Origin of the sequence: Gordonia shandongensis DSM 45094 (assembly GCF_000423025.1) — a bacterium.
In the GTDB taxonomy this organism is placed as follows: Bacteria; Actinomycetota; Actinomycetes; order Mycobacteriales; family Mycobacteriaceae; genus Gordonia; species Gordonia shandongensis.
In genome coordinates, this window is the sequence record NZ_AUHE01000010.1 from 66256 (window position 1) to 92390 (window position 26135).

25 protein-coding genes and 2 tRNA genes are annotated in these 26135 nt (G+C 69.5%); 9 read left to right on the forward strand and 18 right to left on the reverse strand.

Features of this window, described 5'->3' with window-relative positions; genetic code table 11:
• Nucleotides 1-2 precede the first annotated feature (2 nt).
• The 10 genes from nuoH to G528_RS17135 form a co-directional block, all read right to left on the reverse strand.
• Nucleotides 3-1397, reverse strand: coding sequence for an NADH-quinone oxidoreductase subunit NuoH (gene nuoH / locus G528_RS17130; RefSeq protein WP_084638143.1), 1395 nt, complete (start codon nt 1395-1397; stop codon nt 3-5).
• Nucleotides 1394-3811 (reverse strand): NADH-quinone oxidoreductase subunit G, encoded by a 2418-nt coding sequence (locus tag G528_RS0110100; RefSeq protein ID WP_026918861.1) that lies wholly within the window; start codon nt 3809-3811, stop codon nt 1394-1396. Before G528_RS0110100 ends, nuoH begins: the two co-directional genes overlap by 4 nt.
• The gene (gene nuoF, locus G528_RS0110105; protein WP_051198644.1) at nt 3808-5178 is read right to left on the reverse strand and encodes an NADH-quinone oxidoreductase subunit NuoF; all 1371 of its coding nucleotides are present in this window, start codon (nt 5176-5178) and stop codon (nt 3808-3810) included. Before nuoF ends, G528_RS0110100 begins: the two co-directional genes overlap by 4 nt.
• Nucleotides 5175-5909, reverse strand: coding sequence for an NADH-quinone oxidoreductase subunit NuoE (gene nuoE / locus G528_RS0110110; protein ID WP_026918863.1), 735 nt, complete (start codon nt 5907-5909; stop codon nt 5175-5177). The genes nuoF and nuoE overlap by 4 nt, the downstream gene beginning before the upstream one ends.
• Entirely contained in the window at nt 5906-7213 is a 1308-nt protein-coding gene (gene nuoD, locus G528_RS0110115; RefSeq protein ID WP_026918864.1) for an NADH dehydrogenase (quinone) subunit D, read from the reverse strand. The genes nuoE and nuoD overlap by 4 nt, the downstream gene beginning before the upstream one ends.
• Nucleotides 7213-7908, reverse strand: coding sequence for an NADH-quinone oxidoreductase subunit C (locus G528_RS0110120; RefSeq protein ID WP_051198646.1), 696 nt, complete (start codon nt 7906-7908; stop codon nt 7213-7215). The genes nuoD and G528_RS0110120 overlap by 1 nt, the downstream gene beginning before the upstream one ends.
• Nucleotides 7905-8459 carry a NuoB/complex I 20 kDa subunit family protein gene (locus tag G528_RS0110125; RefSeq protein ID WP_026918866.1) on the reverse strand — a complete coding sequence of 185 codons (555 nt, stop codon included), beginning with the start codon at nt 8457-8459 and terminating at the stop codon, nt 7905-7907. Before G528_RS0110125 ends, G528_RS0110120 begins: the two co-directional genes overlap by 4 nt.
• An 89-nt stretch (nt 8460-8548) precedes the next feature.
• Nucleotides 8549-8911, reverse strand: coding sequence for an NADH-quinone oxidoreductase subunit A (locus tag G528_RS0110130; protein ID WP_026918867.1), 363 nt, complete (start codon nt 8909-8911; stop codon nt 8549-8551).
• A gap of 147 nt (nt 8912-9058) precedes the next feature.
• Nucleotides 9059-9496 (reverse strand): DNA-binding transcriptional response regulator, encoded by a 438-nt coding sequence (locus G528_RS0110135; RefSeq protein WP_245569740.1) that lies wholly within the window; start codon nt 9494-9496, stop codon nt 9059-9061.
• Nucleotides 9497-9515: 19 nt separating this feature from the next.
• Nucleotides 9516-10514 carry a bifunctional hydroxymethylpyrimidine kinase/phosphomethylpyrimidine kinase gene (locus tag G528_RS17135; RefSeq protein WP_051198648.1) on the reverse strand — a complete coding sequence of 333 codons (999 nt, stop codon included), beginning with the start codon at nt 10512-10514 and terminating at the stop codon, nt 9516-9518.
• Nucleotides 10515-10668: 154 nt separating this feature from the next.
• Between G528_RS17135 and G528_RS0110145 the strand changes: the two genes are divergently transcribed.
• Genes G528_RS0110145 through G528_RS0110160 form a run of 4 tightly spaced genes read left to right on the forward strand, consistent with a single transcriptional unit; the run spans nt 10669 to nt 12860 of the window.
• Nucleotides 10669-11178: a methylated-DNA--[protein]-cysteine S-methyltransferase gene (locus G528_RS0110145; RefSeq protein ID WP_026918869.1), complete on the forward strand. Its 510-nt coding sequence runs from the start codon at nt 10669-10671 to the stop codon at nt 11176-11178.
• Between the two features lie 2 nt (nt 11179-11180).
• Entirely contained in the window at nt 11181-11675 is a 495-nt protein-coding gene (locus G528_RS0110150) for an RNA polymerase sigma factor (protein ID WP_035719662.1), read from the forward strand.
• Nucleotides 11672-12253 carry a methylated-DNA--[protein]-cysteine S-methyltransferase gene (locus G528_RS0110155; protein WP_026918871.1) on the forward strand — a complete coding sequence of 194 codons (582 nt, stop codon included), beginning with the start codon at nt 11672-11674 and terminating at the stop codon, nt 12251-12253. The genes G528_RS0110150 and G528_RS0110155 overlap by 4 nt, the downstream gene beginning before the upstream one ends.
• 13 nt (nt 12254-12266) lie before the next feature.
• On the forward strand, nt 12267-12860 hold the full coding sequence (locus tag G528_RS0110160) for a DNA-3-methyladenine glycosylase I (RefSeq protein ID WP_026918872.1): 594 nt from the start codon (nt 12267-12269) through the stop codon (nt 12858-12860).
• Here G528_RS0110160 and G528_RS17140 read toward each other — a convergent pair.
• The 6 genes from G528_RS17140 to G528_RS0110190 form a co-directional block, all read right to left on the reverse strand.
• Nucleotides 12822-13490 carry a histone deacetylase gene (locus G528_RS17140; protein WP_211220623.1) on the reverse strand — a complete coding sequence of 223 codons (669 nt, stop codon included), beginning with the start codon at nt 13488-13490 and terminating at the stop codon, nt 12822-12824. The two genes, G528_RS0110160 and G528_RS17140, sit on opposite strands and share 39 nt — an antisense overlap.
• Nucleotides 13491-13601: 111 nt before the next feature.
• Nucleotides 13602-13674 (reverse strand) — tRNA-His (locus tag G528_RS0110170).
• Nucleotides 13675-13777: 103 nt separating this feature from the next.
• Nucleotides 13778-14377 carry an oligoribonuclease gene (gene orn, locus G528_RS0110175; protein ID WP_026918873.1) on the reverse strand — a complete coding sequence of 200 codons (600 nt, stop codon included), beginning with the start codon at nt 14375-14377 and terminating at the stop codon, nt 13778-13780.
• Between the two features lie 58 nt (nt 14378-14435).
• Nucleotides 14436-15245: a mycolate reductase gene (cmrA, locus tag G528_RS0110180; protein ID WP_026918874.1), complete on the reverse strand. Its 810-nt coding sequence runs from the start codon at nt 15243-15245 to the stop codon at nt 14436-14438.
• A 25-nt stretch (nt 15246-15270) separates the two neighbouring features.
• Nucleotides 15271-17331, reverse strand: a complete 2061-nt coding sequence (locus G528_RS0110185; protein WP_026918875.1) for an NADPH-dependent 2,4-dienoyl-CoA reductase — start codon at nt 17329-17331, stop codon at nt 15271-15273.
• A 23-nt stretch (nt 17332-17354) separates the two neighbouring features.
• On the reverse strand, nt 17355-17942 hold the full coding sequence (locus G528_RS0110190; protein ID WP_026918876.1) for a PadR family transcriptional regulator: 588 nt from the start codon (nt 17940-17942) through the stop codon (nt 17355-17357).
• A 125-nt stretch (nt 17943-18067) separates the two neighbouring features.
• Here G528_RS0110190 and G528_RS0110195 point away from each other — a divergent pair, with 125 nt between their 5' ends.
• From G528_RS0110195 to G528_RS0110205, 3 genes are all read left to right on the forward strand, one after another.
• Entirely contained in the window at nt 18068-18991 is a 924-nt protein-coding gene (locus G528_RS0110195; RefSeq protein WP_026918877.1) for an SMP-30/gluconolactonase/LRE family protein, read from the forward strand.
• A 78-nt stretch (nt 18992-19069) separates the two neighbouring features.
• Nucleotides 19070-20203: a thiolase family protein gene (locus G528_RS0110200; RefSeq protein ID WP_026918878.1), complete on the forward strand. Its 1134-nt coding sequence runs from the start codon at nt 19070-19072 to the stop codon at nt 20201-20203.
• A 92-nt stretch (nt 20204-20295) separates the two neighbouring features.
• Nucleotides 20296-21480 carry an FAD-dependent oxidoreductase gene (locus tag G528_RS0110205; protein ID WP_026918879.1) on the forward strand — a complete coding sequence of 395 codons (1185 nt, stop codon included), beginning with the start codon at nt 20296-20298 and terminating at the stop codon, nt 21478-21480.
• Nucleotides 21481-21566: 86 nt separating this feature from the next.
• On the opposite strand, the gene G528_RS0110210 is transcribed toward G528_RS0110205, so the two are convergent.
• Nucleotides 21567-21640: transfer RNA gene (locus G528_RS0110210), tRNA-Arg, on the reverse strand.
• Nucleotides 21641-21699: 59 nt separating this feature from the next.
• On the opposite strand from G528_RS0110210, the gene G528_RS17145 reads away from it, so the two are divergent.
• Nucleotides 21700-23769 (forward strand): bifunctional copper resistance protein CopD/cytochrome c oxidase assembly protein, encoded by a 2070-nt coding sequence (locus tag G528_RS17145; protein ID WP_035719679.1) that lies wholly within the window; start codon nt 21700-21702, stop codon nt 23767-23769.
• A 146-nt stretch (nt 23770-23915) separates the two neighbouring features.
• Nucleotides 23916-25592 (forward strand): amidohydrolase, encoded by a 1677-nt coding sequence (locus G528_RS0110220; RefSeq protein ID WP_084638145.1) that lies wholly within the window; start codon nt 23916-23918, stop codon nt 25590-25592.
• 19 nt (nt 25593-25611) lie between these two features.
• Here G528_RS0110220 and G528_RS0110225 read toward each other — a convergent pair whose 3' ends face one another.
• Complete coding sequence (locus tag G528_RS0110225) at nt 25612-26013, reverse strand: PGPGW domain-containing protein (protein ID WP_026918881.1); 402 nt, start codon at nt 26011-26013, stop codon at nt 25612-25614.
• Nucleotides 26014-26135: the final 122 nt, after the last annotated feature.

Below are 26135 nucleotides of genomic sequence, written 5' to 3' on the forward strand. Positions count from 1 at the left end.
TGCTACCCGCCTCCTTCTCTGCCGGGGTGGAACTGTCTGTCGGGGCGGTGTCGGCCGCCCGGCCCGCCCGACCCGCCCGCCGGATCACCGCCCGCCGGGGCGATGCGCGCCGGCTCGGTGCGGGACGGATCCCGGGGAAGCACCTGGCCGGGCAGGGGCGGGACCGGGAAGCCGCCGGCCATCGGGTCGAACGGCGCGCCGTCGTCGGGTGGGGGCGCCGCGGACGGATCGGTGGCGGTCGGATGGCTGCCGATCACCCGGCCGATGGCGACGACGAGCGCCGCGGTCACCGCCACGCCTGCCGCGGCGAGCGTCAGACCCGCCGCCCACGCGGGCAGCGATCGGGTGGCCTCGCGGATCGCCGCGACGACCATCGCCCACCCGAGGGCGAACGGGATGAGGACCTTCCAGCCCAAACCCATGAACTGGTCGTAACGCAGCCGGGGCAGCGTGGTGCGCAGCCAGAAGAAGACGAACAGGAAGGCCCACATCTTCGCGGTGAACCACAGCAGCGGCCACCATCCGGAATTCGCGCCGTCCCACAGGCTGAGCGGCCACGGTGCCTGCCAGCCGCCGAGGAACAGGGTGGTGGCCAGCGCCGACACGGTGGCCATGTTGATGTATTCGGCGAGCATGAACATCGCGAACTTGAGCGACGAGTACTCCGTGTGGAAGCCGCCGACGAGTTCGCCCTCGGCTTCGGGGAGGTCGAACGGTGCCCGGTTGGTCTCGCCGACCATGGAGATCGCATAGATCACGAACGACGGCAGGAGCAGCAGTATGTACCAGTGGTCGCGTTGTGCGGCGACGGTCTCGGCGGTCGACATGGTCGTCGACAGGAGGAACACCGCCGCGAACGTCAGGCCCATGGCAATTTCGTAGGAGATCACCTGGGCGGTCGACCGCAGCCCGCCCAGCAGCGGATACGTCGATCCCGACGACCAGCCGGCCAGGACGATGCCGTAGACGCCGATGGACGCCATCGCCAGGATGTACAGGACGCCGACGGGCAGGTCGGTCAGTTGCAGCGGGGTGCGGTGGCCGAACACCGACACCTCGGGTCCCAGCGGAATCACCGCGAACGCCATGATCGCGGGAACCACCGCGATGATCGGTGCCAGCAGATACAGGACCTTGTCGACACCGAACGGTGTGATCCCCTCCTTGAGGGCGAGCTTGACGCCGTCGGCGAGGCTCTGCAGCGCGCCGTGCCAGCCGACCCGGTTGGGGCCGATCCGGTACTGCATCCGCGCCATGATCTTCCGTTCGCCGAGGATCGCCACGAGCACGGTCACGACGAGGAACCCGAAGATCGCGACCGCCTTGGCGAGCGACAACCACCACGGGTCGAGACCGAAGTCGCTCAGGGCCGGGAACGGGCCGGCGGCGGCCGTCATCGCGGGCCTCCGCCGTCGTCGGTGATCGGTCGGCCGCGCGGCGAGCGGGCGATGGACACGATCTCGCCCGCCCCGGCCCTCAGCATCGGGTTGACCCGCGATCCCGGCGAGTTCATCGGCACCCACACCACCCGGGGCGGCATCTCGGTGACGGTCAACGGGAGGGTGATGGCACCGTGTGCGGTCGACACAGTGACGGTCTCGCCGTCGTCGACTCCGATCTCCGCGGCCGTCTCGCGGGCCAGCCGGGCGACCGGGGTCCGCGCCGTCGCCGCCAGGTGCGGCTCGCCGTCCTGGAGGCGGCCGAAGTCCAGCAACATCCGCCAGGTGGCCAACACGGCCTCACCGCGGTCGGGTTCCGGTCGGCCGGCGGTCGGGGCGTCGCCCATCGGATGCCGCTCGCCGCGCCACGCGCCGATCTCCGCGAACTCCGCATGGATCGTCGCCGGAGTATCGCAGCCCAGGTCGGCGCCCATGTGTGCGGCGAGGGCATGCAGGACGCGATGGTCGGCGAGGGGGACCGACGCGTCGCCCTCGGCGGGGTCGAGCGCCGTGTCGAACGAGCGCGGCCGACCCTCCCAGTCGACGAACGTCCCCGGCTTCTCGGCGACCGCGGCGACCGGGAGGACGACGTCGGCGACCGCCGTGATCGCGGTACTGCGCTGTTCGAGGCTCACGATGAAGCCGGCGGCCGCCAACGCGGCGTCGGCGGCGTCGGGGTCGGGGAGATCGTCGATCTCGACGCCGCCGGTCACCAGGGCGGTCAGCTCCCCGGCCGTGAGCGCCGCGAGGATCGCGGCGGTGTCCCGTCCCGGATCGGCGGACGGCAGCGTCCCCCACACCGCGGCGATGTCGCGGCGGGCGGTCTCCGACGACAGGGGCCGACCGGCGGGCAGGAGGTGGGGAGCGGCCCCCACGTCGAGGGCCCCGCGCTCACCGGCACGTCGGGGGACCCAGCCCAGCCGGGCACCGGTGTCGGCGGCGACGGCGGCCGCCGCCGACAGCGCTCCCGGGGCGGCGGCGAGCCGTTCGCCGGTCAGCAGGATCGCCCCCGGCTCGGCCAACGCCTCGGCGAGGCGGGGATCGCGGAGCACGGCGGCTTCGTCGCCGGGGACGCACCGCACCAGCGTTCCACCGGTCTTGGTGAGTGTCGGTCCCGCCCACGGCGCCAGGGACAGGACGCGCTGCCCTCGGGTCCGCGCGGCCTTCCGGAGCCGCAGGAACAGGATCGGGCACTCCTCCTCGGGTTCGAGTCCGGCGAGCACGACGACCGGTGCCCGCTCCACCTCGCCGTAGGTGGGGCCGATGCCCGTGCCCGCCACGTGTGCGGCCAGGAAGTCGGACTCCTCGGCGGAGTGGGCACGCACCCGGAAGTCGACGTCGTTGGTCGCCAACGCGACCCGCGCGAACTTCCCGTACGCGTAGGCGTCCTCCACGGTGACGCGGCCCCCCGACACGACGCCGACCCGTCCCTTCGCGGCGGAGAGCCCGCGGGCGGCGGTGGCGAGCGCGTATGACCACGGCGCTTCGTGGAGGGCGCCGTCGTCACCGCGGACCAGCGGGGACCTCAGACGGTCGGGCCGGGTCGCATAGGTGAACGCCCAGCGGCCCTTATCGCAGTTCCACTCCTCGTTGACCTCGGGATCGTCGCCGGCGAGGCGCCGCAGGACGGTGCCCCTGCGGTGGTCGGTCCGTTGTGCGCAGCCGGCCGAGCAGTGCTCGCAGACGCTGGGCGAGGAGACGAGGTCGAAGGGCCGAGCCCGGAACCGATACGCGGTGCCGGTGAGGGCTCCGACCGGACAGATCTGGACCGTGTTCCCCGAGAAGTACGACTCGAAGGGCTCGTCGGCGTAGGCGCTGACCTGCTGCAGGGCGCCGCGTTCGGCCAGCTCGATGAGGGGATCGCCGGCGATCTCGGTGGAGAACCGGGTGCAGCGGGCGCACAGCACGCAGCGTTCGCGGTCGAGGAGCACCGCGCTGGACAGCGGGACCGGCTTGGTGAACGTCCGTTTCTCCCCGGCGTACCGGGACACCGGTCGGCCCGCCGACATCGCCTGATTCTGCAGCGGACACTCGCCGCCCTTGTCGCAGGTGGGGCAGTCGAGGGGGTGGTTGATGAGCAGCAGTTCCATGACACCCTCCTGGGCCCGCCGGGCCGAGTCGGAGGTGTGCTGGGTGCGGACGACCATCCCGTCGGTGGCGACGATGGTGCACGACGCCATCGGCTTGCGCTGCCCCTCCACGTCGACGAGGCACTGGCGGCACGCCCCGACGGGGGCCAGCAGCGGGTGATCGCAGAATCGGGGGATCTCGACGCCGATCGACTCCGCGGCGCGGATCACCAGCGTGCCCTTCGGCACCGAGACCTCGACGTCGTCGATGGTCAGGGTGACCAGGTCGTCGGCCGTGCTCATCGCGCACCTCCCTGCACGTCGGCGAACACCGTGGCCGCATCCGGGTCGAACGGACATCCGCCGGGATGCCCGTCGTGGGGGAAGTGGGCCAGGTACTCGTCACGGAAGTGCGCCAGCGAACTGGTGATCGGCGCACCGGATGCGTCGCCGAGCGCGCAGAACGACTTGCCGACGACGCTGTCGGTGATGTCGGTGAGCGTCACCAGATCGTCCTCGGTGCCGTCGCCGGCCTCGAGCCGACGCATCATCTGCTTCATCCAGTACGTCCCCTCACGACACGGCGTGCACTTCCCGCACGACTCGTGCGCGTAGAACTCACTCCAGCGCAGCACGGTGCGCACGACGCAGGTCGTGTCATCGAAGATCTGGAGCGCCTTGGTGCCCAACATCGATCCCGCTTCGCCGACGCCCTCGTAGTCGAGCGGCACGTCGAGGTGGTCGGCGGTGAAGATCGGCGTCGACGAGCCGCCCGGCGTCCAGAACTTCAGGGTGTGCCCGGGCCGCATGCCGCCGGCGCGGTCGATGAGTTCGCGCAGCGTGACACCCAGGGGCGCCTCGTACTGTCCGGGACGGGCGATGTGACCCGACAGCGAGTACATCGTGAAACCCGGCGACTTCTCGGTGCCGAAACTGCGGAACCAGTCGGCACCGTTGCGCAGGATCGAGGGCACGCTCGCGATCGACTCGACGTTGTTGACCACCGTGGGACTCGCGTACAGGCCGGCGACGGCGGGAAACGGGGGACGCAGGCGCGGTTGACCACGACGGCCCTCCAGGGAGTCCAGCAGCGCCGTCTCCTCCCCGCAGATGTAGGCGCCCGCGCCGGCGTGGACGACGACGTCGAGCGCGAATCCGGAACCGAGGACGTCGTCGCCGAGCAGCCCGGCGTCGTAGGCCTCGTCGACCGCGGTTCGCAGGCGCCGCACCACCGACGCGACCTCGCCGCGCACGTAGATGAATGCGCGATGCGCGCGGATCGCGTACGCCGCGATGACGACGCCCTCGATGAGCATGTGCGGACTGGCCAGCATCAGCGGCATGTCCTTACACGTTCCCGGTTCCGACTCGTCGGCGTTGACGACGAGGTAGTGGGGTGTGTCGTCGCCGCCGGGCACGTCGCCCTGGGGGATGAACGACCACTTGGTGCCGACGGGGAAGCCGGCGCCCCCGCGACCTCGGAGTCCGGACGCCTTCACGACATCGGTGACTTCGTCGGGAGGCATCCGCAGGGCGGCCTTGAGGCCGCGGTAGCCGTGTTGCCGCACATAGTTCGGCAGGGTCCACGACTCCGGGTCGTCCCAATGCCTGCTCAGGACGGGGATCTCCGCGGGCTCGGGTGTCGACGAGGGCAGTCCGACCGCGATCATCGCGCGTCCTGTCCGTCGTCGGAGTCGGTCGCGTCGGGCCCGGCGCCCGGATCGTCGGCGACGCCGGCCAGCAGTCGTCCGGCCTGGCGGAAGGTGCACAGCGAGTCGGCGCCGCGGCTGGGGGACCGCGGGACGCCGGCGCGGAGGTCGGCGACCAGCCGTCGCGTCGACTCGGGGGTCTGGTCGTCGAAGAACTCCCAGTTCACCATGACCACGGGCGCCTTGTCGCAGGCCGCATTGCATTCGATGCGGTCGACGGTCACCCGGCCGTCGTCGGTGGTGTCGCCGGGGGACAGCCCCAACTCGTCGGTGATCTGGGCGAGGATCGCGTCGCCGCCCATCACCGCGCACAGCGCGTTCGTGCACACGCCGACCAGGTAGTCGCCGGTCGGGGCGCGCCGGTACATGGAGTAGAAGGTGGCGACGGACGCCACCTGCGCCGGGGTCAGGCCGAGGTGTTCTGCGCAGAACTGGACGCCGGCCCGAGTGAGGTACGAGTCGTGGCTCTGGACCAGATGCAGCAGTGGCAGCAGCGCCGACCGCGCCTGCGGATAGCGGGCGATGATCTGCTTCGCGTCGGCGGACAACGCCGCGACCTCGTCGTCGGAGTAGCGCTCGGGTCCGTCGAACGTCACCGGCGAATGCGGGATGGACGTGGTGAAGCGCGCATTCGGCGGTGAGGCGTCGACGGGCGACGTCGTCGAGAACTCCACGAAGACCGGTTCGTTCATCGGTCCACACCTCCCATCACCGGGTCGATGCTGGCCACCGCGGTGATGACGTCGGCGACCAGACCCCCCTCGCACATGGCGGCGACCGCCTGCAGATTGGTGAACGACGGGTCGCGGAAATGCACCCGGTACGGTCGGGTGCCGCCGTCGGACACCATGTGGACGCCGAGCTCGCCGCGCGGCGACTCGACGGCCACGTAGCACTGACCGGCGGGGACCCTCATCCCCTCGGTCACGAGTTTGAAATGGTGGATGAGCGACTCCATCGACATGCCCATGATCTCGGCGATGTGCTCGGGGGAGTTGCCGAGCCCGTCGGGGCCGACGGCGAGGTCGGCCGGCCACGCGAGCTTGCGGTCGGCGACCATCACCGGTCCGGGCTCCAGGGCGTCGAGGCACTGCTCGACGATGCGCAGCGACTGCTTCATCTCCTCGACCCGGATGAGGTAGCGGCCGTAGGAGTCGCAGGCGGTGTCGGTGATCACGTCGAAGTCGTAGTTCTCGTATCCGCAGTAGGGATCGGTCTTGCGCAGGTCGTGCGGCAGGCCCGTCGACCGCAGGACCGGTCCGGTCACGCCGAGGGCCATGCACCCGGTCAGGTCGAGGAAGCCGATGCCGCGGGTGCGGGCCTTCCAGATGTAGTTCTCGGTGAGCAGGTCCTCCACTTCGCGGATCTGGCCGGGCAGGGTCCGCAGTGCGGCGCGGATCTTCTCCGGCGCGTCCTCGGGGAGGTCCTGGGCCAACCCGCCGGGCCGGATGAAGGCGTGGTTCATCCGCAGGCCGGTGATGTCCTCGAACAGATCGAGGATGGTCTCGCGGGCGGTGAATCCGAGGAACATCGGCGTCACCGCGCCGAGCTCCATGCCACCGGTGGCCAGTGCGATGAGATGGGACGCGACCCGGTTGAGCTCCATGAGCAGCACGCGGACCACGCTCGCCCGCGCCGGGATGTCGTCGGTGATGCCCAGCAGCTTCTCCACCGCCAGGCAGTAGGCGGTCTCGTTGAAGAACGGCGACAGGTAGTCCATGCGGGTCACGAAGGTGACGCCCTGCGTCCACGTGCGGTACTCGAGGTTCTTCTCGATCCCGGTGTGCAGGTAGCCGATACCGCAGCGGGCCTCGGTGACCGTCTCGCCCTCGATCTCGAGGATCAGCCGGAGCACGCCGTGGGTGGACGGGTGCTGGGGACCCATGTTGACGACGATCCGTTCGTCGGACGCCGAGGTCGACGTGCGTTCGCGGACGGCGTCGACGACGTCCTGCCAGTCGCGTCCGGCGACGGTGAACGTGCTCGGGGCGGGCATCAGCTGTACCTCCTGCGCCGGTCGGGAGGCGCGATGTTGGCGCCCTTGTACTGGACGGGCACACCGCCGAGCGGATAGTCCTTCCGCTGCGGATGGCCCTCCCAGTCGTCCGGCATCTCGATGCGGGTCAGCGACGGATGACCGTCGAAGACGATCCCGAAGAAGTCGTAGGTCTCGCGTTCATGCCAGTCGTTGGTCGGGTAGACGGGCGTGAGCGTCGTGATGTGGGGGTCGGCGTCGGGGACCGCGACCTCCAGCCGGATGCGACGGTTGTGGGTGATCGATCGCAGCGGGTACACGGCGTGCAGTTCGCGGCCGGTCTGGTCGGGGTAGTGGACGCCGCTCACGCCGAGACACAGCTCGAATCGCAGCGACGGCTCGTCGCGGAGGGTGGACGCCACGTCGGCGAGATGGTCGCGCGCCACGTGCACCGTCATGTCGCCGCGCTCGATCACCACCTTCTCCACGGCGTCGGCGTAGTCGACTCCGCGTCGGCGCAGACCTGCGGCGAGGTCGTCGGCGACGTCGTCGAAGTATCCGCCGTAGGGTCGGGAACCCTCGCCGGGGAACGCGATCGGGGCGACCATCCGCCCGTAGCCCGAGGTGTCGCCGGTGCCGGAGACCCCGAACAGTCCGCGGCGTTCCCCGATGACGTCTTCGGCGTGCCGGTCGGCCGGGGTCAGATCGCCGCTCACCGGAGCAGCCCCTTGAGCTCGATGGTGGCCGGGGAGGCCAGTGCCGCCTGTTCGGCCGCTCGGACGGCGTCCTCCCGGTGGACGCCCAACGGCATCTGCTGAATCTGCTCGTGCAAGGCCAGCAGGGCGTTGAGCAGCATCTCGGGGCGGGGCGGACAGCCCGGGAGGTAGATGTCGACCGGCACCACGTGGTCGACGCCCTGAACCACCGCGTAGTTGTTGAACATGCCGCCGGACGATGCGCAGACGCCCATCGCGAGGACCCACTTCGGTTCGGCCATCTGGTCGTAGATCTGGCGCAGGACCGGTGCCATCTTCTGGCTGACCCGTCCGGCGACGATCATCAGGTCGGCCTGGCGCGGTGACGCCCGGAACGCCTCCATCCCGAACCGCGCGAGGTCGTAGCGGCTGGCGGTGGTCGCCATCATCTCGATCGCGCAGCATGCGAGGCCGAAGGTCGCGGGCCACAGCGACCCCTTGCGCATGTAGCCGGCGAGGTTCTCGACCGTGCTCAGCAGGAATCCCCCCGGCAGCTGTTCTTCGAGACCCATGTGCCAGCCTCCTTCGTGCTCTCGTCGTGTTCAGTCGGTGGGTGGGGTGTCGGTGACGCCGGACGGTCGGTTCGGGTCCATCCCGGGCGTCAGTCCCACCGCAGGCCTCCGCGTCGCCATTCGTAGGCGTAGGCCACCGAGACGTTGACGACGAACAGTCCGACGGCGGCGAGACCGAACCAGCCGAGCGCGTCGGCGGCCACCGCCCACGGGTAGAGGAAGACGATCTCGATGTCGAAGATGATGAACAGCATCGCGGTGAGGTAGTACTTCACGGGGAATCGCTGGACCATGCCCGCCGATGCGGGCAGCGGTTCGATTCCGCATTCGTAGGCTTCGAGCTTCGCCCGGTTGTGGCGGCGGGGGCCGACGAGCGACGCGACGGCGACGGAGAACACGGCGAAGGCCAGGGCGATGGCTCCCAGGATCAGGATCGGCCCGTAGGCGTTCATGGTCCACCTCCACTTCGCGCACGCGGTCGAGACGGTTCTCACATCACCCCAGGTGTGTGACTCACTGCACACCTTACTCACGTAAAGCCGTGCGGGGTGGGCCATCTCGCTGAAATCGCACGTCAGCCCGGCCGGGCCGTCCGTGATCTACCGGAGCAGGTCGACGACGGTCTGCGGAAGCTGCAGGGGGTCGACCGGACGGGCGGCGGTGGCGTCGGCGCGCGACCAGTCCGCGAGCCAGCGATCGTCGGCGCGCGCGATGAGGATCAGCAGCGGCGGGCAGGGGGCGAACTCGTCGCGGATCTGCTTCGCCAGGCCCATGCCGCCGACGGGAGCGGCTTCGCCGTCGAGGATCGCGAGGTCGATGCCGCCGTCCTCGAGGTGGGAGAGCACGGTGGCCGCGGTGGCGACTTCGAGATACTCGAGTCGCGGCAGATCGGGGTCGAGGCGGTCGCCGAGGGCCGACAGGACCTGCCGCCGGATCCCCGGATCGGTGGCGTACACGAGGACCCGAAGCGTCACCTGGTCGGTACCACCGGTGGCGCCGGGACGGATCGAGGTGTCAGGACTGCGCGGGCCGCTCACACCTCTCGACACTAGGCCGTCACGTCGCGGTCCGGGGGATTTCGGACGGCACGCCCCGGCCGATGGCCGAGCGGACGCGGTCGGCGGCGTACTCGACGGCGTCGGCCGTCGCATGGCCGGTGAGCAGGGCGGCGGTCAATGCGGCGGCGAACGTGTCGCCGAGCCCCTTGGCGGAGGTGGCGATCTCGTCGCCGACGATCGTCCGGATGTCGTCGGCGGTCACGATCGCATTGCCGATCAGCGGCCGGTCCCGTCCGGTGTCGTCGGTCCCGGTCGTGTCGCTGTCCGTCGTGTCGCTGTCCGTCGTGTCGCTGTCCGTCGTGTCGCTGTCCGTCGAGGCGCTGTCGGTCGAGTCGAGCCCGGTCACCACGATCGTCATGTCCGGGCCGCGCAGCAGTTCGCGGGCCCGGCCGGTGACGGCCGCCGGCGCCGACGAGAACGTCGGGAGCGGATCGACGGTGCCGTCGGGGGCCGCGGTGAGATGGGTGAGCTCGAAGGTGTTCGGTGTGACGATCGATGCCAGTGGAAGCAGGGCCGCGCGCAGGGCGGGAGCCACGCGGGGGTCCGTGTAGAAGCCGACGTCGGCGTCCCCGAACGTCGGGTCGAGGATCAGTGGCGGTCGGGTGGCCGGGTCGAGTCCGCGGTACCAGTCGGCGATCGCGTGGGCCTGCGCGCCGGAGGCCAGGTAGCCGACGGCCACGGCGCGGAGCCTGCGCAGCGCTCCCGTCGCATCGAGGTCGCGCAGCGTCCGCGTGATCCATTCGGGGGCGACGTCGATGGACTGCACCGACCGGTAGTGCGGCAGATTGCTCAGGACGATCGAGGGGACGGCGGCGCACCGCAGTCCCGCGTCCGCGTAGACCGGCAGCGCGGCGTTGAGCCCCACCGATCCGTACGCCAGCTGTGATCCGACGGCGAGGACATCGGCGGGCCGCGGGTCGAGTTCGAAACGACTCGCGTGCGCGGTCGTGTAGATCTCGGATGGTCCGTTCGCGGTACCGACTCCGGCGGCTGTCATGGCGCTCTCGTTCGTCGAGGGGCGGGCGTGAATACTGTACGCGGGTGCCCGACGAGCCCGACCTCACACTCCGTGGTCGGTCGGCGTCTTCACGGTGAGCGGGCAGACCGAGCCGGTTCCACCGGCACGAGAAGACCTGAGTGGGAGGTGTTCGATGACCAGACGTCATGCGACGGTGCCGACCGGGCTCGGCGACCTGACGATGGTCGCGGACGGGCCGGCGTTGACGGGGTTGTACTTCCCCGGCCACTGGCACCTGCCGGCCGCAGCGGAGTTCGGGGTCGCGGTCCCCGCCGATGACGCGGTGTTCGCGCAGACGGCACGGGAGCTCACCGAATATCTCGCCGGTCGGCGTCGGGACTTCGATGTGGAGGTCGTCACCGACGGTGACGACTTCTCCGAGCGCGTGTGGGCCCTGCTGCGGGGGATTCCGTACGGTGCCACGACGACCTACGGCGCGTTGGCACGGCGGCTGGGGAACCCGCGGCTGGCGCAGCGGGTGGGCCAGTGCGTCGGCCGCAATCCGGTCAGCGTCCTCATTCCGTGCCACCGCGTGGTCGGTGCCGACGGGTCGTTGACCGGATACGCCGGAGGTCTCGACCGGAAGCGTCGGCTTCTGGAGTTGGAGGAACCGGCGGAGACCGCTGTGACTCGGCTGTTCTGACGATGATCGAGCCGTTCGAGCGGGCCGTGACCGCGCACGGCGTCACGGTGCTGAAGGTGTGTCGTGCCGTCCTCGGCGGCGGCGCCGATGCCGAGGACGCCTGGTCGGAGACGTTCCTCGCGGCACTGCGGGCGTGGCCGGAGCTGCCTCCGACCACCAATGTGGAGGCCTGGCTCGTCCGCGTGGCTCATCGCAAAGCCATCGATGTGACCCGTGCTCGTGGGCGCCGCGCGGTGCCGGTCGCCGCGCTGCCGGACCGGCCCTCGGACCGGGGGATCCCCGCTCGCGACGACGCGGAGGTGTGGGATGCGGTGGCGCGACTGCCCGAGCGGCAGCGGTTGGCGATCGCCTACCACTATCTGGGGCGTTTGACGCATGTGGAGACGGCGGAGTTGATCGGCGGCAGTGCGGCGTCGGTGCGGCGCGCGGCGGCGGACGGCATTCGTCGGCTGCGAGCCGAGTACGGGCACGATCTCGACGAGGAGGGACGGCGATGACCATTCGTGACGATGTCGGCGAGCTGCGTGCGCGTCTGGCGGTGCGGGCGGAGGCGGCGGGTCTGCTGGAGGTCGCCTACCGGACGATCGACACACCGGTCGGGCGGGTGCTGTTGGCCGCGACCGACCGGGGGCTGGTTCGGGTCGCGTTCGAACGTCAGGGGTTCGATGCGACGCTCGACCGGCTCGCCGACGCCCTCGGTCCGCGCGTCTTGGAGGCGCCCGGACGACTGGATGCGGCCGCCCGCGAGATCGACGAGTTCTTCGCCGGTCGGCGCACGGGGTTCGACGTGCCGCTCGACTTCGCGCTGTCGACCGGTTTCCGGCTGGACGTTCAGCGGAGTCTGACGACGATCGGCTACGGGCGGACGCGCTCGTATCGAGAGGTGGCGCAGGCGGTCGGCAACCCGGGAGCGGTGCGGGCCGTCGGTACGGCGTGTGCCACCAATCCGCTGCCGCTGGTGGTGCCGTGTCACCGGGTGACGCGCGCCGACGGCAGCCCCGGTCGCTATGCGGGCGGTGAGGAGGCCAAGGTGATGCTGTTGGCGCTGGAGGCGACGGGCGTGGCGAACCGATGAGGAGGGTGCACAGATGACGGATCTGGTGATCGGCGATGACGGGAGGGCCCGGCCGGCGTGGGCGGCCGTCGACCCGCTGCTGCGCGACTATTACGACACCGAGTGGGGGATGCCCGTCCGTGACGAGCAGGGACTCTTCGAACGGATCAGCCTCGAGGCGTTCCAGTCGGGACTCTCGTGGGCGACGATCCTGCGCAAGCGTCCCGCGTTCCGCGACGCGTTCGTCGGGTTCGACCCGGATCGGGTCGCCGCGTTCGCAGAGGACGATGTCGCGCGACTGATGGGCGATGCGGGCATCGTCCGCAATCGGGCGAAGATCGTCGCGACCGTGACGAACGCTCGTGCCACGGTGGCGCTGCGGGAGTCGGTGGGGTTGGCGGAGTTGGTGTGGTCGTTCCGGCCGGACCGGACGCCGACGCCGCGGACGGCCGCCGAGGTGCCGACGTCGTCGCCGGAGTCGGCGGCTCTCGCGAAGGCCCTGCGTGGGGCGGGCTTCACCTTCGTCGGCCCGACGACGATGTTCGCGCTGATGGAGGCCGTTGGCATCGTCGACACGAATCTGATCGGGTCACATCGGCGCGGCGCGTCCGGCGTGTGGAGTGACTGAGCACCCGTCGTCGCGGTGGCCGACGCGCGTGTCGAGGTATCCGCGCGCCTCGTCGGTCGACCAGCCGTGCGATTCGGCCAACCCGCGCGAGATCATCGCGAGATACGGTTCGGTGGGCGCGACGTGCGGGACGTCGTCGATCGCGTGCGTCGCGGTGAACGTCAGGACCGGCAGTCCGTCGATGGTCGCCACGCGCAGCAGCCGTGCGTACAGGCCGTCGCCGCAGAGGTGGTCTGCGCCGTCCGCGGCGAGCAGACCGGGGTCGCGGAGTGCGTCCTCGACGGGACCGTCGGGACGGGGCTCCTCGTCCCGCTCCTGCGCGGCGATGTCGGCGAACTGCTCGATGGTCACCAGATGCGCGCGCGACGGTGTCGGGCCCGGGGCGAGGGGATCGTAGAACGCCATGCCCCCGCCCCACGCCGTGGATCGGCCGGCGAAGTAGATGCGGCCGGGAAGCGTCAACGGGACCGACGCGCGCGGGGGAGCACCGTCTCGGGAACCGGAGTAGGTGCGGGCCGCCCCCTCGGGGCGACCGCCGCGCAGGTAGCACAGCAGCCTGTCCGTCGAGAGGTTCGATCCGTAGCTGGCGTACCAGACGAGATCGGATGCGGTCGGGGTGGAGCCTGTCATCGTCTGACGAGGTTACCCGGCGCGTGGGGAGGGATGCGATCGGTGCGGTGAATGCACGCGGTGAATGCAGAAGTGCCCGGTCCGCCGTGGCGGGCCGGGCACTTCTCGGGGGGTGAGTGACGGGACTCGAACCCGCGACAGCCAGGATCACAACCTGGTGCTCTACCAACTGAACTACACTCACCATCGGCTCGCGGCCGGATTCTCATCCGACCTCGTCCGAGCCAGGACCCCACTCTAGCCGGACATCGACGGGAAACTCCAATCGGTATCCGACCAGCGTGTTCTCAGGCGGGGCCGAGGTTCTCGACGATCGTCGTGAGTCGGTCGGCGTCGGGGCCGGGGGCCGGCACGAACGCCGCCTCACGGTAGTAGCGGAGCTCGCGGATCGACTCGCGGATGTCCGCGAGCGCACGGTGTGCCAACCCCTTCGGCGGCTGGCCGTAGTAGATCGGCGGGTACCAGCGGCGACACAGCTCCTTGATGGAGCTGACGTCGATCATCCGATAGTGGAGGAAGGCGTTGAGCTCCGCCATGTCGCGAGCGATGAAGCCGCGATCGGTCGCGATCGAGTTGCCCGCCAGCGGGACGGCGCCGGGCGACGTGATGTGCTCACGCAGATAGTCGAGCACCGCCTTCTCCGCGTCGGCGAGGGTCACCGTCGACGCCCGCACCTCGTCGGTGAGACCCGAGTCGGCGTGCATCTTGGTGACCACGTCGGGCATGTTCGCCAGCGCCTCGTCGTCGGCGTGGATCACCAGATCGACGCCCTCCCCGAGAATGTTGAGGTCGCTGTCGGTGACGAGCGCCGCGATCTCGATGAGTTTGTCGGAGCCCACGTCGAGGCCGGTCATCTCACAGTCGATCCACACGAGTTTGTCCTGCACGCGGTCAACTGTAATCGGCCCGACCCCCGCGTGCGGCGGCGGATCGGTGCGGCCGGCGTCAGGCGCCGTCGCCGAGCTTCCCGTAGAACCGTCCGACGATCGGCGCGACCACGGCGCGAGGGGAGTACCCGCCGGCCACCGACATCGCCTTCGACAGCGTTCCCGGCACGACCCGCATCTTGTTCCGCGCCAGCGCGTCCAGACTCATCTCGGCCACCCGCGACGAATCGTGCCAGAGGAAGTCCGGGACCAGGTCGTCGACGGTCGACGCGTCGTCGGCCGACGGGACGCCGGTCCGCACGGGGCCGGGGGCGAGCAGCGTCACGTGGACGCCGGTGCCCTTCAGCTCACCGCGCAGCGATTCGCTGAACGTGTTGACGAACGCCTTCGACGCCGCATATGTCGCATTGTTCGGGATCGGCATGTTCCCGGCGGCCGAGCCGACCATCAGGATGCCGCCCGAACCGCGAGCGACCATCTGCGGGAGGACCGCCAGCGTCAAATCGTGGACGGCATTCGCGTTGAGCCGCAACTGCGCGCGCTCACCGGCGGCGTCGAGTTCGGCGATCGGCCCGAAGGTCGCGACCCCGGCGTTGTTGGCGAGGACGGAGATCTCGCGCTCCGCGAGTTCGTCGCACAACGTCGCGACCGCCGACGGATCCGACAGATCCATCGCACGGACCTCCACTTCCACCGAGAAGTCGCCCCGCAGCTCGTCGGCGAGCCCCTCGAGCACGTCGCCGCGCCGGGCCACCAGGATCACCGAGTGGCCGCGGCGGGCCAGGACGCGGGCCAACTCCATGCCGATGCCGGACGACGCACCCGTGACGACGGCGCGGAACGTGGACGAGGGATGCGGGACAGCCATGTCGGTCATCCTACGGTCGCCGCGGTCACGGGAGGCCCGCGGCGACCTCCGTGCCCTGCCGGATGGCGCGCTTGGCGTCGAGTTCCGACGCCAGATCGGCGCCGCCGATCACATGGGTCACCACACCGGCCTCGGTGAGCGGATCCACGAGGTCGCGGACCGACTCCTGGCCGGCGCAGACGACCACGTTGTCGACCTCCAGGGTGCGTGTGCCGACCGCGGCGCCCTCCTTGTCGTGGAGGGTGATGTGCAGACCCGCGTCGTCGATCTTGTCGTAGGTGGCCCCGGAGATCTGCTCGACGCCCTTCATCTTGACGGTCGCGCGGTGGACCCACCCGGTGGTCTTCCCCAACGACTTGCCCTGCCGGCCGGTCTTGCGTTGCACGAGGTACACCTCACGCGTCGCGGGCAGCGGACGGGGCTTGGTGAGGAAGCCGGGCGTGTCCAGGTCGTCGGTGACGCCCCACTCCTGCTCCCACTCCTTCAGATTGAGGGTGGGCGACTCGTCGACGGTCAAGAACTCGGTGACGTCGAAACCGATGCCGCCGGCGCCGATCACGGCGACCCGCTTGCCGATCTCCCGGTGCCCGAGGACCGCATCGGCGTACGACATCACCATCGGATGATCGATGCCGTCGATGTCGGGGACGCGGGGGACCACCCCGGTCGCGATGACCACCTGGTCGTAGCCGCCGTCGATGAGGTCCTGGGCGCTCGCCCGGGTGCCGAGACGCACCGAGACATGGTTGATCTCGAGTTGGCGGGTGTAGTACCGGATGGTCTCGTTGAACTCCTCCTTGCCCGGGATGCGGGCGGCGATGGAGAACTGGCCGCCGATCGTGTCGCCGGACTCGAACAGGTCGACCCGGTGTCCACGCTGGGCGGCCGAGACGGCCGCCGAGAGTCCGGCGGGACCGGCGCCGACGACCGCGACGCGCTTCGCGGTCCGCGTGGCTCCCAGGGTGAGCACGGTCTCGCGGCCCGCACGCGGGTTGAGCAGGCACGAGACCTTCTTGCCGACGAATGCGTGATCCAGGCAGGCCTGATTGCAGCCGATGCACGTGTTGATCTCGTCCGACCGGCCGTCGCGGGCCTTGTTGACGAAATCGGGGTCGGCGAGCAGCGGCCGCGCCATCGACACGGCGTCGACCCGCCCCCGCCCGAGGATCTCCTCGGCGAACTCGGGGGTGTTGATCCGGTTGGACGCGATGAGCGGGATGTCGACGACGTCGCGCAGCCGTTCGGTGAACTTCACGAACGCGCCGCGCGGGACCGACGTCACGATGGTCGGGACCTGCGCCTCATGCCAGCCGATGTCGGTGTTGATCGCATCGACGCCGAGTTCCTCGCACCGCTGGGCCAGCAGGGCGATCTCGTCGAACGTCTGGCCGTTCTTCACGAAGTCCGCGACGCTCTGCCGCAGAATGACCGGGTAGTCGCGAGGCACCTTGTTGCGTACGTCCTTGACGATCTCCAACAGGAATCGCTGACGATTGTCGGTGCTGCCGCCCCACTGATCGGTCCGGTCGTTGGTGTGCGGGCACAGGAACTGGTTGATGAGGTAGCCCTCGCCGCCCATGAGCTCCACGGCGTCGTATCCCGCGGCGCGAGCGAGTTTCGCGGCGCTGCCGAACGACCGGATCACGTGCCGGATGATCTGTTCGGTCATCTTCAGGTGCTTGAAGGGGTGGATCGGCGACGGCTCGCTGCCCGCGGCGACCTTGAGCGGCGTGTAGCCGTAGCGTCCGGCGTGGATGATCTGCAGGGCGATCTTGCCGCCTTCGGCGTGGACGGCCTTGGTGAACTCCCGATGCCGCAGGACGTCGGCGCGGTTGGTCATCTTGCCGGCGAACGGCAGGAGCTGGCCGGTCCGCGACGGGGCGAAGCCGCCGGTGATGATGAGGCCGACGCCGCCGCGGGCGCGCTCGGCGTAGTACGCGGCGAGCTTCGGGGTGTCCCAGAGGCGGTCCTCGAGGCCGGTGTGCATCGACCCCATCACGACGCGGTTGTCGAGGGTCATGCCCCCGATCTCCAGCGGCTCGAAGAGCTTCGGGTAATGGGCGTTGGGCGTCTGCTGGGCTGTCATCGACGCGGCCTTTCTTGTCGGTCTCACGGCGTGGGCGCCGAGGAGGTCGTCTGGGGGTGGGATGCGGATGCGGCGAGTTCGCGGCGGAGGCCGGCGAGGACCTCGTCGCACCACTGGACGGTGGACTCGCTCATCCGAACACCGCCGCGCAGAACCAGGTACTGGTGCAGGCGGCGGCCGGTCAGTGTCTGCGGATCGGGGTAGTAGTCGCGCTCGAATCCGCGGTAGACGGTCAGCAGGGCGGCGGCCTCGTCGCGATGTTCGGCGAGCTCGGAGATCACCGTCGGGAGGTCGCCGAGGTCGGCGGCGCGGAGCTTCACGCCGAGGTCGCTGCGCAGGGGGGACACCGGGGTCGGGCTGTTGACCCAGTCGGCGAGCATCTCGTATCCGGTCGGCGAGAGGGTGTACACCTTCTTGTCCGGCCGGCCGTCCTGCGCGACCGACTCGAAGCTGACGAGGCCGTCGTCGTGGAGCTTCTTGAGGGTTCGATAGATCTGCTGGTGGGTGGCCGACCAGAAGTAGCCGATCGAGCGTTCGAATTGGCGGCCGATCTCGTATCCGGTTCCGGGTCGCTCGGAGAGCGACACCATGATCGCGTGCTCCAGTGCCATGCTTCGAACGTAGCAGTGCGCGCAGTTGCTGTGCAACAAGTTTGATATGAACCTTTGTTCATATCCATCGACCGCGGGGGCGTCGGCGGGGAGCGCCGGACGCGGATAGCTGCTATGAAAGGGCCGTGACCTCCTTTCGCCGCATCCCGTTGCCCGGTTCGTCGCCCGAGGACGTCGTGAGCCTCCCCGACGGGCGGATCGCAACCGGGCTCGCCGACGGCCGACTGCTGTCGATCGACCCGGTCGACGGCGACCAGCTCGTGCTCGCCGACACCGCGGGACGGCTCCTCGGCCTCGAGGCGCGCGCGGACGGCACGGTCTACATCTGCGACCACGACCGCGGCGTGCTCCGCCTCGACCCCGGACAGGCGCGGGCGACGGTGCTGGTCGACACCGTCGACGGGCGTCCGCTGCGGTTCGCGAGCAACGTGGTCGTCGCGACCGACGGGACGGTGTACTTCACGTCGTCATCGCAGAATTTCACAATCGACAGGTGGCGCTCGGACCTGATCGAGCACGTCGGCACCGGTCGCCTCATCGCATTGACGCCGGACGGTGCCGTTCAGGTGCTGCGCGACGATCTGCAGTTCGCCAACGGACTGGTGCTCGGCCCCGACGAGGACTGTCTGCTGGTGGCCGAGACCGGCGGGTCGCGCATCTCCCGGTACTGGCTTCGTGGGGAGTCCGCGGGGACCTCGGACGTCTTCATCGACGGCCTCGGCGGCTATCCGGACAACATGTCCGTCGGCAGCGACGGCCTGCTGTGGGTGGCGTTGGCGTCACCGCGCAACTCGATTCTGGAAGGGATCTTCAAGCTGCCCACTCGGGCGCGGAAGGTCCTGGCGCGTGCGCCGCAGAGCGTGGGGCCCGCGCCCGAGGAGATCGTCTGGGTGCAGGCGTTCGACTTCGACGGCCGCCTCGTCCACGACGTCCGCGACGACGATCTCGACTACGGCTTCGTCACGTCGGTCGTCGAGCGCGACGGTGTCCTGTACCTGGGGACGCTGACGGGCAACGCGCTGGGCGTCCTGGAACTCGACGGCGCCTGACGTCTCGCCCCGATCGGGAATCGCGCGAAGGCGTCCGTTCAACTGCCAAGCAAACGCTTGGTGGAGTATGAATGGTCCATGCGAGATGCGGTGATAGTCGATGCGGTTCGGACCCCGATCGGGAAGCGCGGCGGTGGTCTGGCCGACATCCATCCCGGCGACCTGACCGCCCACGTCCTCACGGCGCTGGCCGACCGAGTGGGATTCGATCCCGCGACGGTCGACGATGTGATCTGGGGCTGCGTGAGCCAGGTCGGCGACCAGGCCGGAAGCGTCGGCCGGGTCGGCGTCCTCGCGGCCGGCTGGCCCGAATCGGTGCCCGCGACCGTCGTCGACCGCCGCTGCGGATCCAGTCAGCAGTCGGTGCACTTCGCTGCGGCCGGAGTGATCGCCGGCCACTACGACATCGCGATCGCGGGCGGTGCGGAATCGATGTCGCGAGTCCCGATGGGCTCCGCACGCGGCGACGGTGCGCCGTACCCGCCGTCGGTCCTGGACCGTTACGGCGTCGAGGGCTTCAACCAGGGTCTGGGCGCCGAGATGATGGCCGAGCGGTGGGGGCTGGATCGCGGCCGGCTCGACGAGTACTCGGCGCGGTCGCACGAGCGGACCGCGGCGGCCGTCGACGCCGGAGCCTTCGACGCGCAGATCGCGCCGATCGTCGGCGGCCTGGCTCACGACGAGGGCCTCCGCCGGGGGACCACGGTCGAGAAGCTCGCCGGCCTGTCGACGCCCTTCGCCGCCGACGGGGTCATCACCGCGGGCAACGCGTCGCAGATCTCCGACGGCGCGGGTGCGCTCCTGGTGACCTCGAGTGAGGTCGCCGAGCGCAACGGCTGGACCCCGATCGCGCGCATCCACACGGCGGCCCTCGCGGGCGACGATCCGGTCATCATGCTGTCGGCGCCTATCGAGGCGACCCGCAAGGCGCTCGACCGGTCGGGACTGGCGGTCGACGACATCGGCGCCTTCGAGGTCAATGAGGCGTTCGCGCCCGTCCCGCTCGCCTGGCAGGCGGAGATCGGCGCATCCGACGACGTCCTCAACCCGGTCGGCGGCGCCATCTCGGTGGGCCATCCGCTCGGCGGATCGGGCGCCATCCTCATGACGCGACTCGTCCATCACATGCGGGACAATCGGATCCGCTACGGCCTGCAGACCATGTGCGAGGCCGGCGGGATGGCGAACGCCACGATTCTCGAACTCCTCTGATCCCGGACGTCGCCGAACGACCGCCGGGTTGAGCGGCCACCGGGCGGAACGGACGCCCGCGGTGATCGATCGTCGCATGGCAGAGTGGCCGTATGAGGGTCATCGTGTGCGGTGCGGGCATCGCCGGACTCACCGCCGCCGTCGCACTGACCCGGACCGGCCACGAGGTCCGAGTCCTGGAGGCCCGGGACGACACGGCGGCGGGGGCGGCGATCAGCCTGTGGCCCAATGCGCTCGCCGCGCTCGACGAGATCGGTGCGGGCGATGCCGTCCGCGCGTGCGGCGGGCGCGTCGACGGCGGCCTGCTCCGCTTGCGCGACGGCACCCGCCTGCGGCGCCCTCCCGCCGATGCGCTGATCGCTGCTCTCGGCGAACCCCTCGTGGTGGTCGAGCGCGCGCTGTTGCGCGACGTGCTCACCGGAATGCTGCCCCGCGGGACCGTCCGGTACCGGACACGGGTGACCTCGGTGACCCCTACGGCCTCCGTGTCCGCTGTGAAATCTGTGGCCGCCGTGAATGCTGTGACCGCGGACCGTCGACGCGCCGTCGTGCACACCGACGACGGCGCGGAGGCGGATGCCGACCTGGTGATCGCCGCCGACGGGACGCACTCGACGCTCGCCCGCCGACTCGACCCCGGCCTCACCGACCGATACTCCGGGTACACCGCGTGGCGGGCGATCGCCGACCTCGAGATCGATCCGGGCCTCGCCGGAGAGATCATCGGCGACCGCAGGCAGGTCGGTGTCGTGCCGCTGCCCGGCGGCCGAACCTACTGGTTCGCGACGCAGCGTCTGCCGGAGGCGACCGACGTCGGCGACGACCTCGCGCACGTCGCCGACCTCGTCGAGCACTGGCCCCGACCGATCGGCGACGCGGTCGCCGCCACGACGCCGGGCACCCTGATCCGTACCGACCTGTACGACAGGGCGATCGCACGACGTTGGTCGGACGGCGCCCTGGTCGTGATCGGCGACGCCGCCCACCCCATGCGACCGCATCTCGGTCAGGGCGGATGCCAGGCGATCGAGGACGCCGTCGTCCTGGCGCGGGCCCTACGAGACGTGCGGGACCCGGAGCGCGCGGCACGCGAGTACGAGCGGGTGCGTCGGCGTCGCGTGACCGCGGTGGTCCGCGAATCCAGAATGATCGGCCGGTTCATCGGCGCTCGACCGGCCCGGGCGGCCGAGACCGCGATGCGCGCCTCGCTGCTCGTGCCCGACGGCGTGGCGCTCCGGCATCTGGCGGGCATCGCGGGACGTGGCGCCCGCTCGTGAGGTCTTGGCCACAGACGCGGCGGTCGTCTCGCCGGTGAACGCCGGCGACCACCGGTCGGCGATCTCGGTGTCTGTGCAGTTCAGGGCGCCCCCAGCAGGACTCGAACCTGCGACCTAGAGATTAGAAGGCTCTTGCTCTATCCAGCTGAGCTATGGAGGCCGGGGCCGTCGACCGGGCGACGGCGAAGGCCCACTATATCGCGTCCTAGAGTGGAGGCCATGACCGTCACCCCTTCCGGGACCTCCGCGGACACGACCGACGAATCGCGCCGGGACTCGCTGCGCGACCCGTCGCGGATCCGGGCGCTGCTGATCTCCCTGCTGGTCGTCGTCGGCGCAGTGGCCGGCGTCCTCGTCACCGCCGCGTCGGCGGCGACGGCGCTGCGGCTGACCGGCGTCCCGGACCCCGGATGGGTCACCACCTACGGGCTGCCGGTGGTCACCGTCGTCGGTCAGCTCAGCGCGGCGATCGGATTCGGCTGCGCGGTGTTCGCGGGCTTCTTCGTCCCGGCGCAGCCGGGCGGTGCGCTCGACGTCGGCGGCTATCGGGCCATGCGGTGGGCGGCGTCGGCGATGTTCGTCTGGGCGGTCTGCGGTGTCCTGATGATCCCGCTGTCGATCTCGAACGTGAGCGGTCAGCCGCTGGCGGATTCGCTGATCCCGACCAACGTCGTGAACGCCTACGGGGTGGTCGCCGACGGCCGCTATTGGCTGTGGACCGCGATCTTCGCGATCCTGGCCGCCGCCGTCGCGCGTGTCGCGCTCCGGTGGGGGTGGACGCTCGTCGTCATCGGTCTGGGGTTCCTGTCGTTGATGCCGTCGGCGCTCGCCGGACACTCGTCGTCCGGTGGTGCGCACGACCTGGCGACCAACAGCCTGATCCTGCACATCGTGGGGGCCGCCCTCTGGATGGGTGGACTGCTCGTGGTGCTGGCCTATGCGTTCGGCAACGGGCGCTGGCGGACCTTGGCGATCCGGCGGTACTCCCGGGTCGCCTTCTGGTGCCTGTTCGTGGTCGGGGTGAGCGGCGTCGTCAACGCGCTGGTCCGCATGTCGTTCGATGATCTGTTCACCACGACTTACGGGCTGGTCGCGGTCGCCAAGGTCGCCACCCTGGTGCTCGCCGGGGTGATCGGCGGGCTGCACCGTCGGTTCACGATCCGCGAACTGGAGGCCACCGACGATCCGCGGACGTCGCTGTTCGTTCGTTTCGCCGCGATCGAGCTGGTCGTGTTCGCGGTGGCGTTCGGGCTCGGCGCCGGTCTGTCGCGGACCCCGCCGCCCGTGCTGGGGACCGCGAACGTCAGTCCCATGGAGTTGAAGATCGGTTACGATCTCGCGGGTCCGCCGACGCTGACGCGAATCCTGTTCGACTGGCGTTTCGACCTCATCTTCGGGACCGCCGCGATCATCGCCGCGATCGTCTACCTCCGCGGCGTGTATCGGCTTCGCAAACGCGGGGACCACTGGCCGGTCGGACGCACGATCGCCTGGCTCCTGGGGTGCGTGTTCCTGCTCGTCGCGACGTCCTCGGGGATGGGACGGTATTCGCCGGCGATGTTCAGCGTCCACATGATGGGCCACATGATGCTGTCGATGCTGGTCCCGGTGCTGCTGGTGCTCGGCGGTCCGGTGACGCTCGCGTTGCGGGCGCTGCCGCCGGCGGGGCGTGGGAATCCTCCGGGGCCGCGCGAGTGGATCAACGGTGCGATCCACAGCAAGTATTCGCGGTTCGCGACGCATCCGTTGATCGTGATCGTCCTGTTCGTCGGCAGCTTCTACGTCCTGTACCTGGGCGGGGTGTTCGACATGGTGGTGAAGAACCATTCGGCCCATCTGCTGATGAACCTGCACTTCCTGGTGAGCGGCTACCTGTTCTACTGGCTGACGATCGGGATCGATCCGTCGCCGCGTCCGCTGCGTCCGATCGCCAAGCTGGGGATCGTGTTGGGTGCATTGCCGTTCCACGCCTTCTTCGGCGTGGCGTTGATGATGACGTCGAGCATCATCGCCGGCGACTGGTATCGGAGCCTGATGCATCCGTGGGCGCTCGACCTCGCCGCGGATCAACGTGTCGGGGGCGGGATCGCATGGGCCACCGGCGAGTTCCCGTTGGTGCTGGTGATGATCGCTCTACTCGTGCAGTGGCATCGGCAGGACGACCGGGAGGCGCGACGCTTCGACCGCCGCGAGGCGCGCGATCACGACGCGGAGCTCGCCGGGTACAACGCGATGCTGCAGAAGATGAACGCCCCGGCGCGGCGCGACGAGGGTGCCGCGGACCAGTAGATCCTCTCCCGACGTCACCGGCGATCTTCGATGGGGAATTGCGCTTTCCTGCCGCCGATATACCCATCTCGTCGAGCTATGTACACCGGTGACGACGGTCCATAAAGTCAAACGAATCATCTTTCCCGGAGCTCTCAGGAGTGCGCATGAGGATTCGTTGGAAGCTCGTTGCAGGGGCCGTGGCTCTCGGATTGGTTGCCGGGTCCTGCTCGTCTCCTCGCGCGGCCGACGCCGCGGATCTGGTGATGCTCGGCGGTGCGGTGTACACGGCCGAACCGGGTCGGCAGTGGGCGCAGGCGATCGCCGTTCGGGACGGGAAGATCCTGTATGTGGGGGACGATGCGGGGGCGAGGCGGTACGCAGCCGGCGCACAGGTTGTCCAACTGAACGGTCAGATGGTCACCCCGGGCTTCGTCGACGGGCACAATCACGCCTATTCGATGGCAGAGCGGCTCTTCTGGGTGAATGTGACGCAGGGCAGTGTTGAGGCGAAGCAGGCGCGACTGCGTGAGTTTCGCGCGGAGCATTCGGATGCCGAGCAGATACGCGGGGTCGGGTGGGACACGATCGCCGAAGACGCGAAGGCTGCGGGCAGCACCCCGCGGCAGCTGATCGACGGGGCGATTCCCGACGTTCCGGTCGCCATAATCAGCAGCACTCATCATTCACTGTTTGTGAATACGGCGGCACTGCGTCTGGCCGGACTGGAAGCGACGAGCCCACAGCCCGAGGGCGGCACTGTGGTGCATGACGGGCGAGGCGCTCCGAACGGAATCCTTCAGGAGTTCGGGGCGCAGAATCTCGTCATCGCCGAACTTCCGCAACCAGACTTCTCTGTCGATGAATACATCAAGGCGATTCGTGAATGGCAGCAGACGGCGGCGAAGGACGGTATCACCTCGGTTCTGGTTCCGATCCATTACCCGACCGAGACACTGCTCAAGGCGTTCGCGGCTCTTGACAGCGCCGGGCAGCTCACCGCCCGGTTCGATCTCGCGCAATGGGTGGACGAGACAAAGGGCATTTCGCAAATCGAGCGCCTGGTAAAGATGCGAGACCGGTACAGAGGACGTCATTTTGCTCTCGACTCGGTCAAGGTCTTCGCCGACGGCGTCGGTGAGCACAAGCTCGTCTGGAAGCAGGCGAAGCTCGAGGAGACGGTCGCAGCACTCGACAAACGGGGTTTTCGGATCTTCACCCACGCCATCGGTGATGCCGGATTCTATCCGACTTCCGCGATCCTCGACGCATACGAGTTCGCGTCGAGGACGGACCCACGGTTCGCGACGAAGCGGCATGCGATCACCCACGCCGATTGGCTGACTGCTGCGGATGTCCAACGCGCTCGGCGACTGGGAGTCTTCATGGTTCCGCAGCCTCCGTGGTTTGCGATGGGCTGGTACGACAAGTACGTGGCGAGTCCGGAGTTCGCGAACTCGATGCGGTATCGATCTCTCGTGGATGGGGGCTTGAGCGTGGTCGGTTCCAGTGATTTTCCATCGGCGGAATTCGTCGAGCGGAGCATGTATGTGCCGACCGGGCTCGAAGTCGGAGTCACCCGGGTCGACCCGGAGAGGGGCCGTCCCGGCGAGACGCCGATGAACCCGCCGGAGCGGGGGACACTCGAGCAGTTGTTGGCGTCGTACACGATCAACGGTGCGAAACTCATGTTCACCGAAAGAGAGCGCGGATCGATCGCAGTCGGCAAGTACGCGGACCTGACCGTCTTGGAAAAGAACCTCTTCGACCTTCCGCCGACGGACATCGGCGAAGTGAAGGTGGCTGCGACCTACTTCGAAGGAGCGCGCGTAGACCGCCCGTGACGGGTCGCGCCACGTCGGTTCAGTGAGCCAGGGCGAACGCGTAGGAGAACTGGTAGCTGCGCTGGTGATCGAGCCAGCTCTGCAGGTAGGCGATTCCGGAGTGGCGGTCGAGGTATCCGCGGCTCCACGTGCGCCACTGGTGGACGGCGGCTGCCGTGAGGGCGCCGGCGCGACGCAGTTGACGGTGCATGAAGGACGTGACGCTGTGCGCCCACGCGAACTCGGTCGACAGGGCGGCGAGGCCGAGGAAGAAGGTCACCCAGCCCGGGCCGGGGATCGGCAGGGGAATCATCGCCATGCCGGCGAGTACCAGGAGGGTCCCGATGATGCCGACGCCGACGCGGTAGAGGCGATTGAGCACCGGGCGTTGGCGGATGGCGTAACGCCGCTGCCTGTGCCAGACCTTGATCCGCAGTCGCATCGTCGCAGGGGTCCTCTCGTCAGTGCGCCGTACTCACCGGTAACGAGCGGGCCCGACCGGCGGTTCCCAGTGTGACACACCGCACTGCCTGATGGCAGGGGCGGAGTCGATCCGTGTCGCGG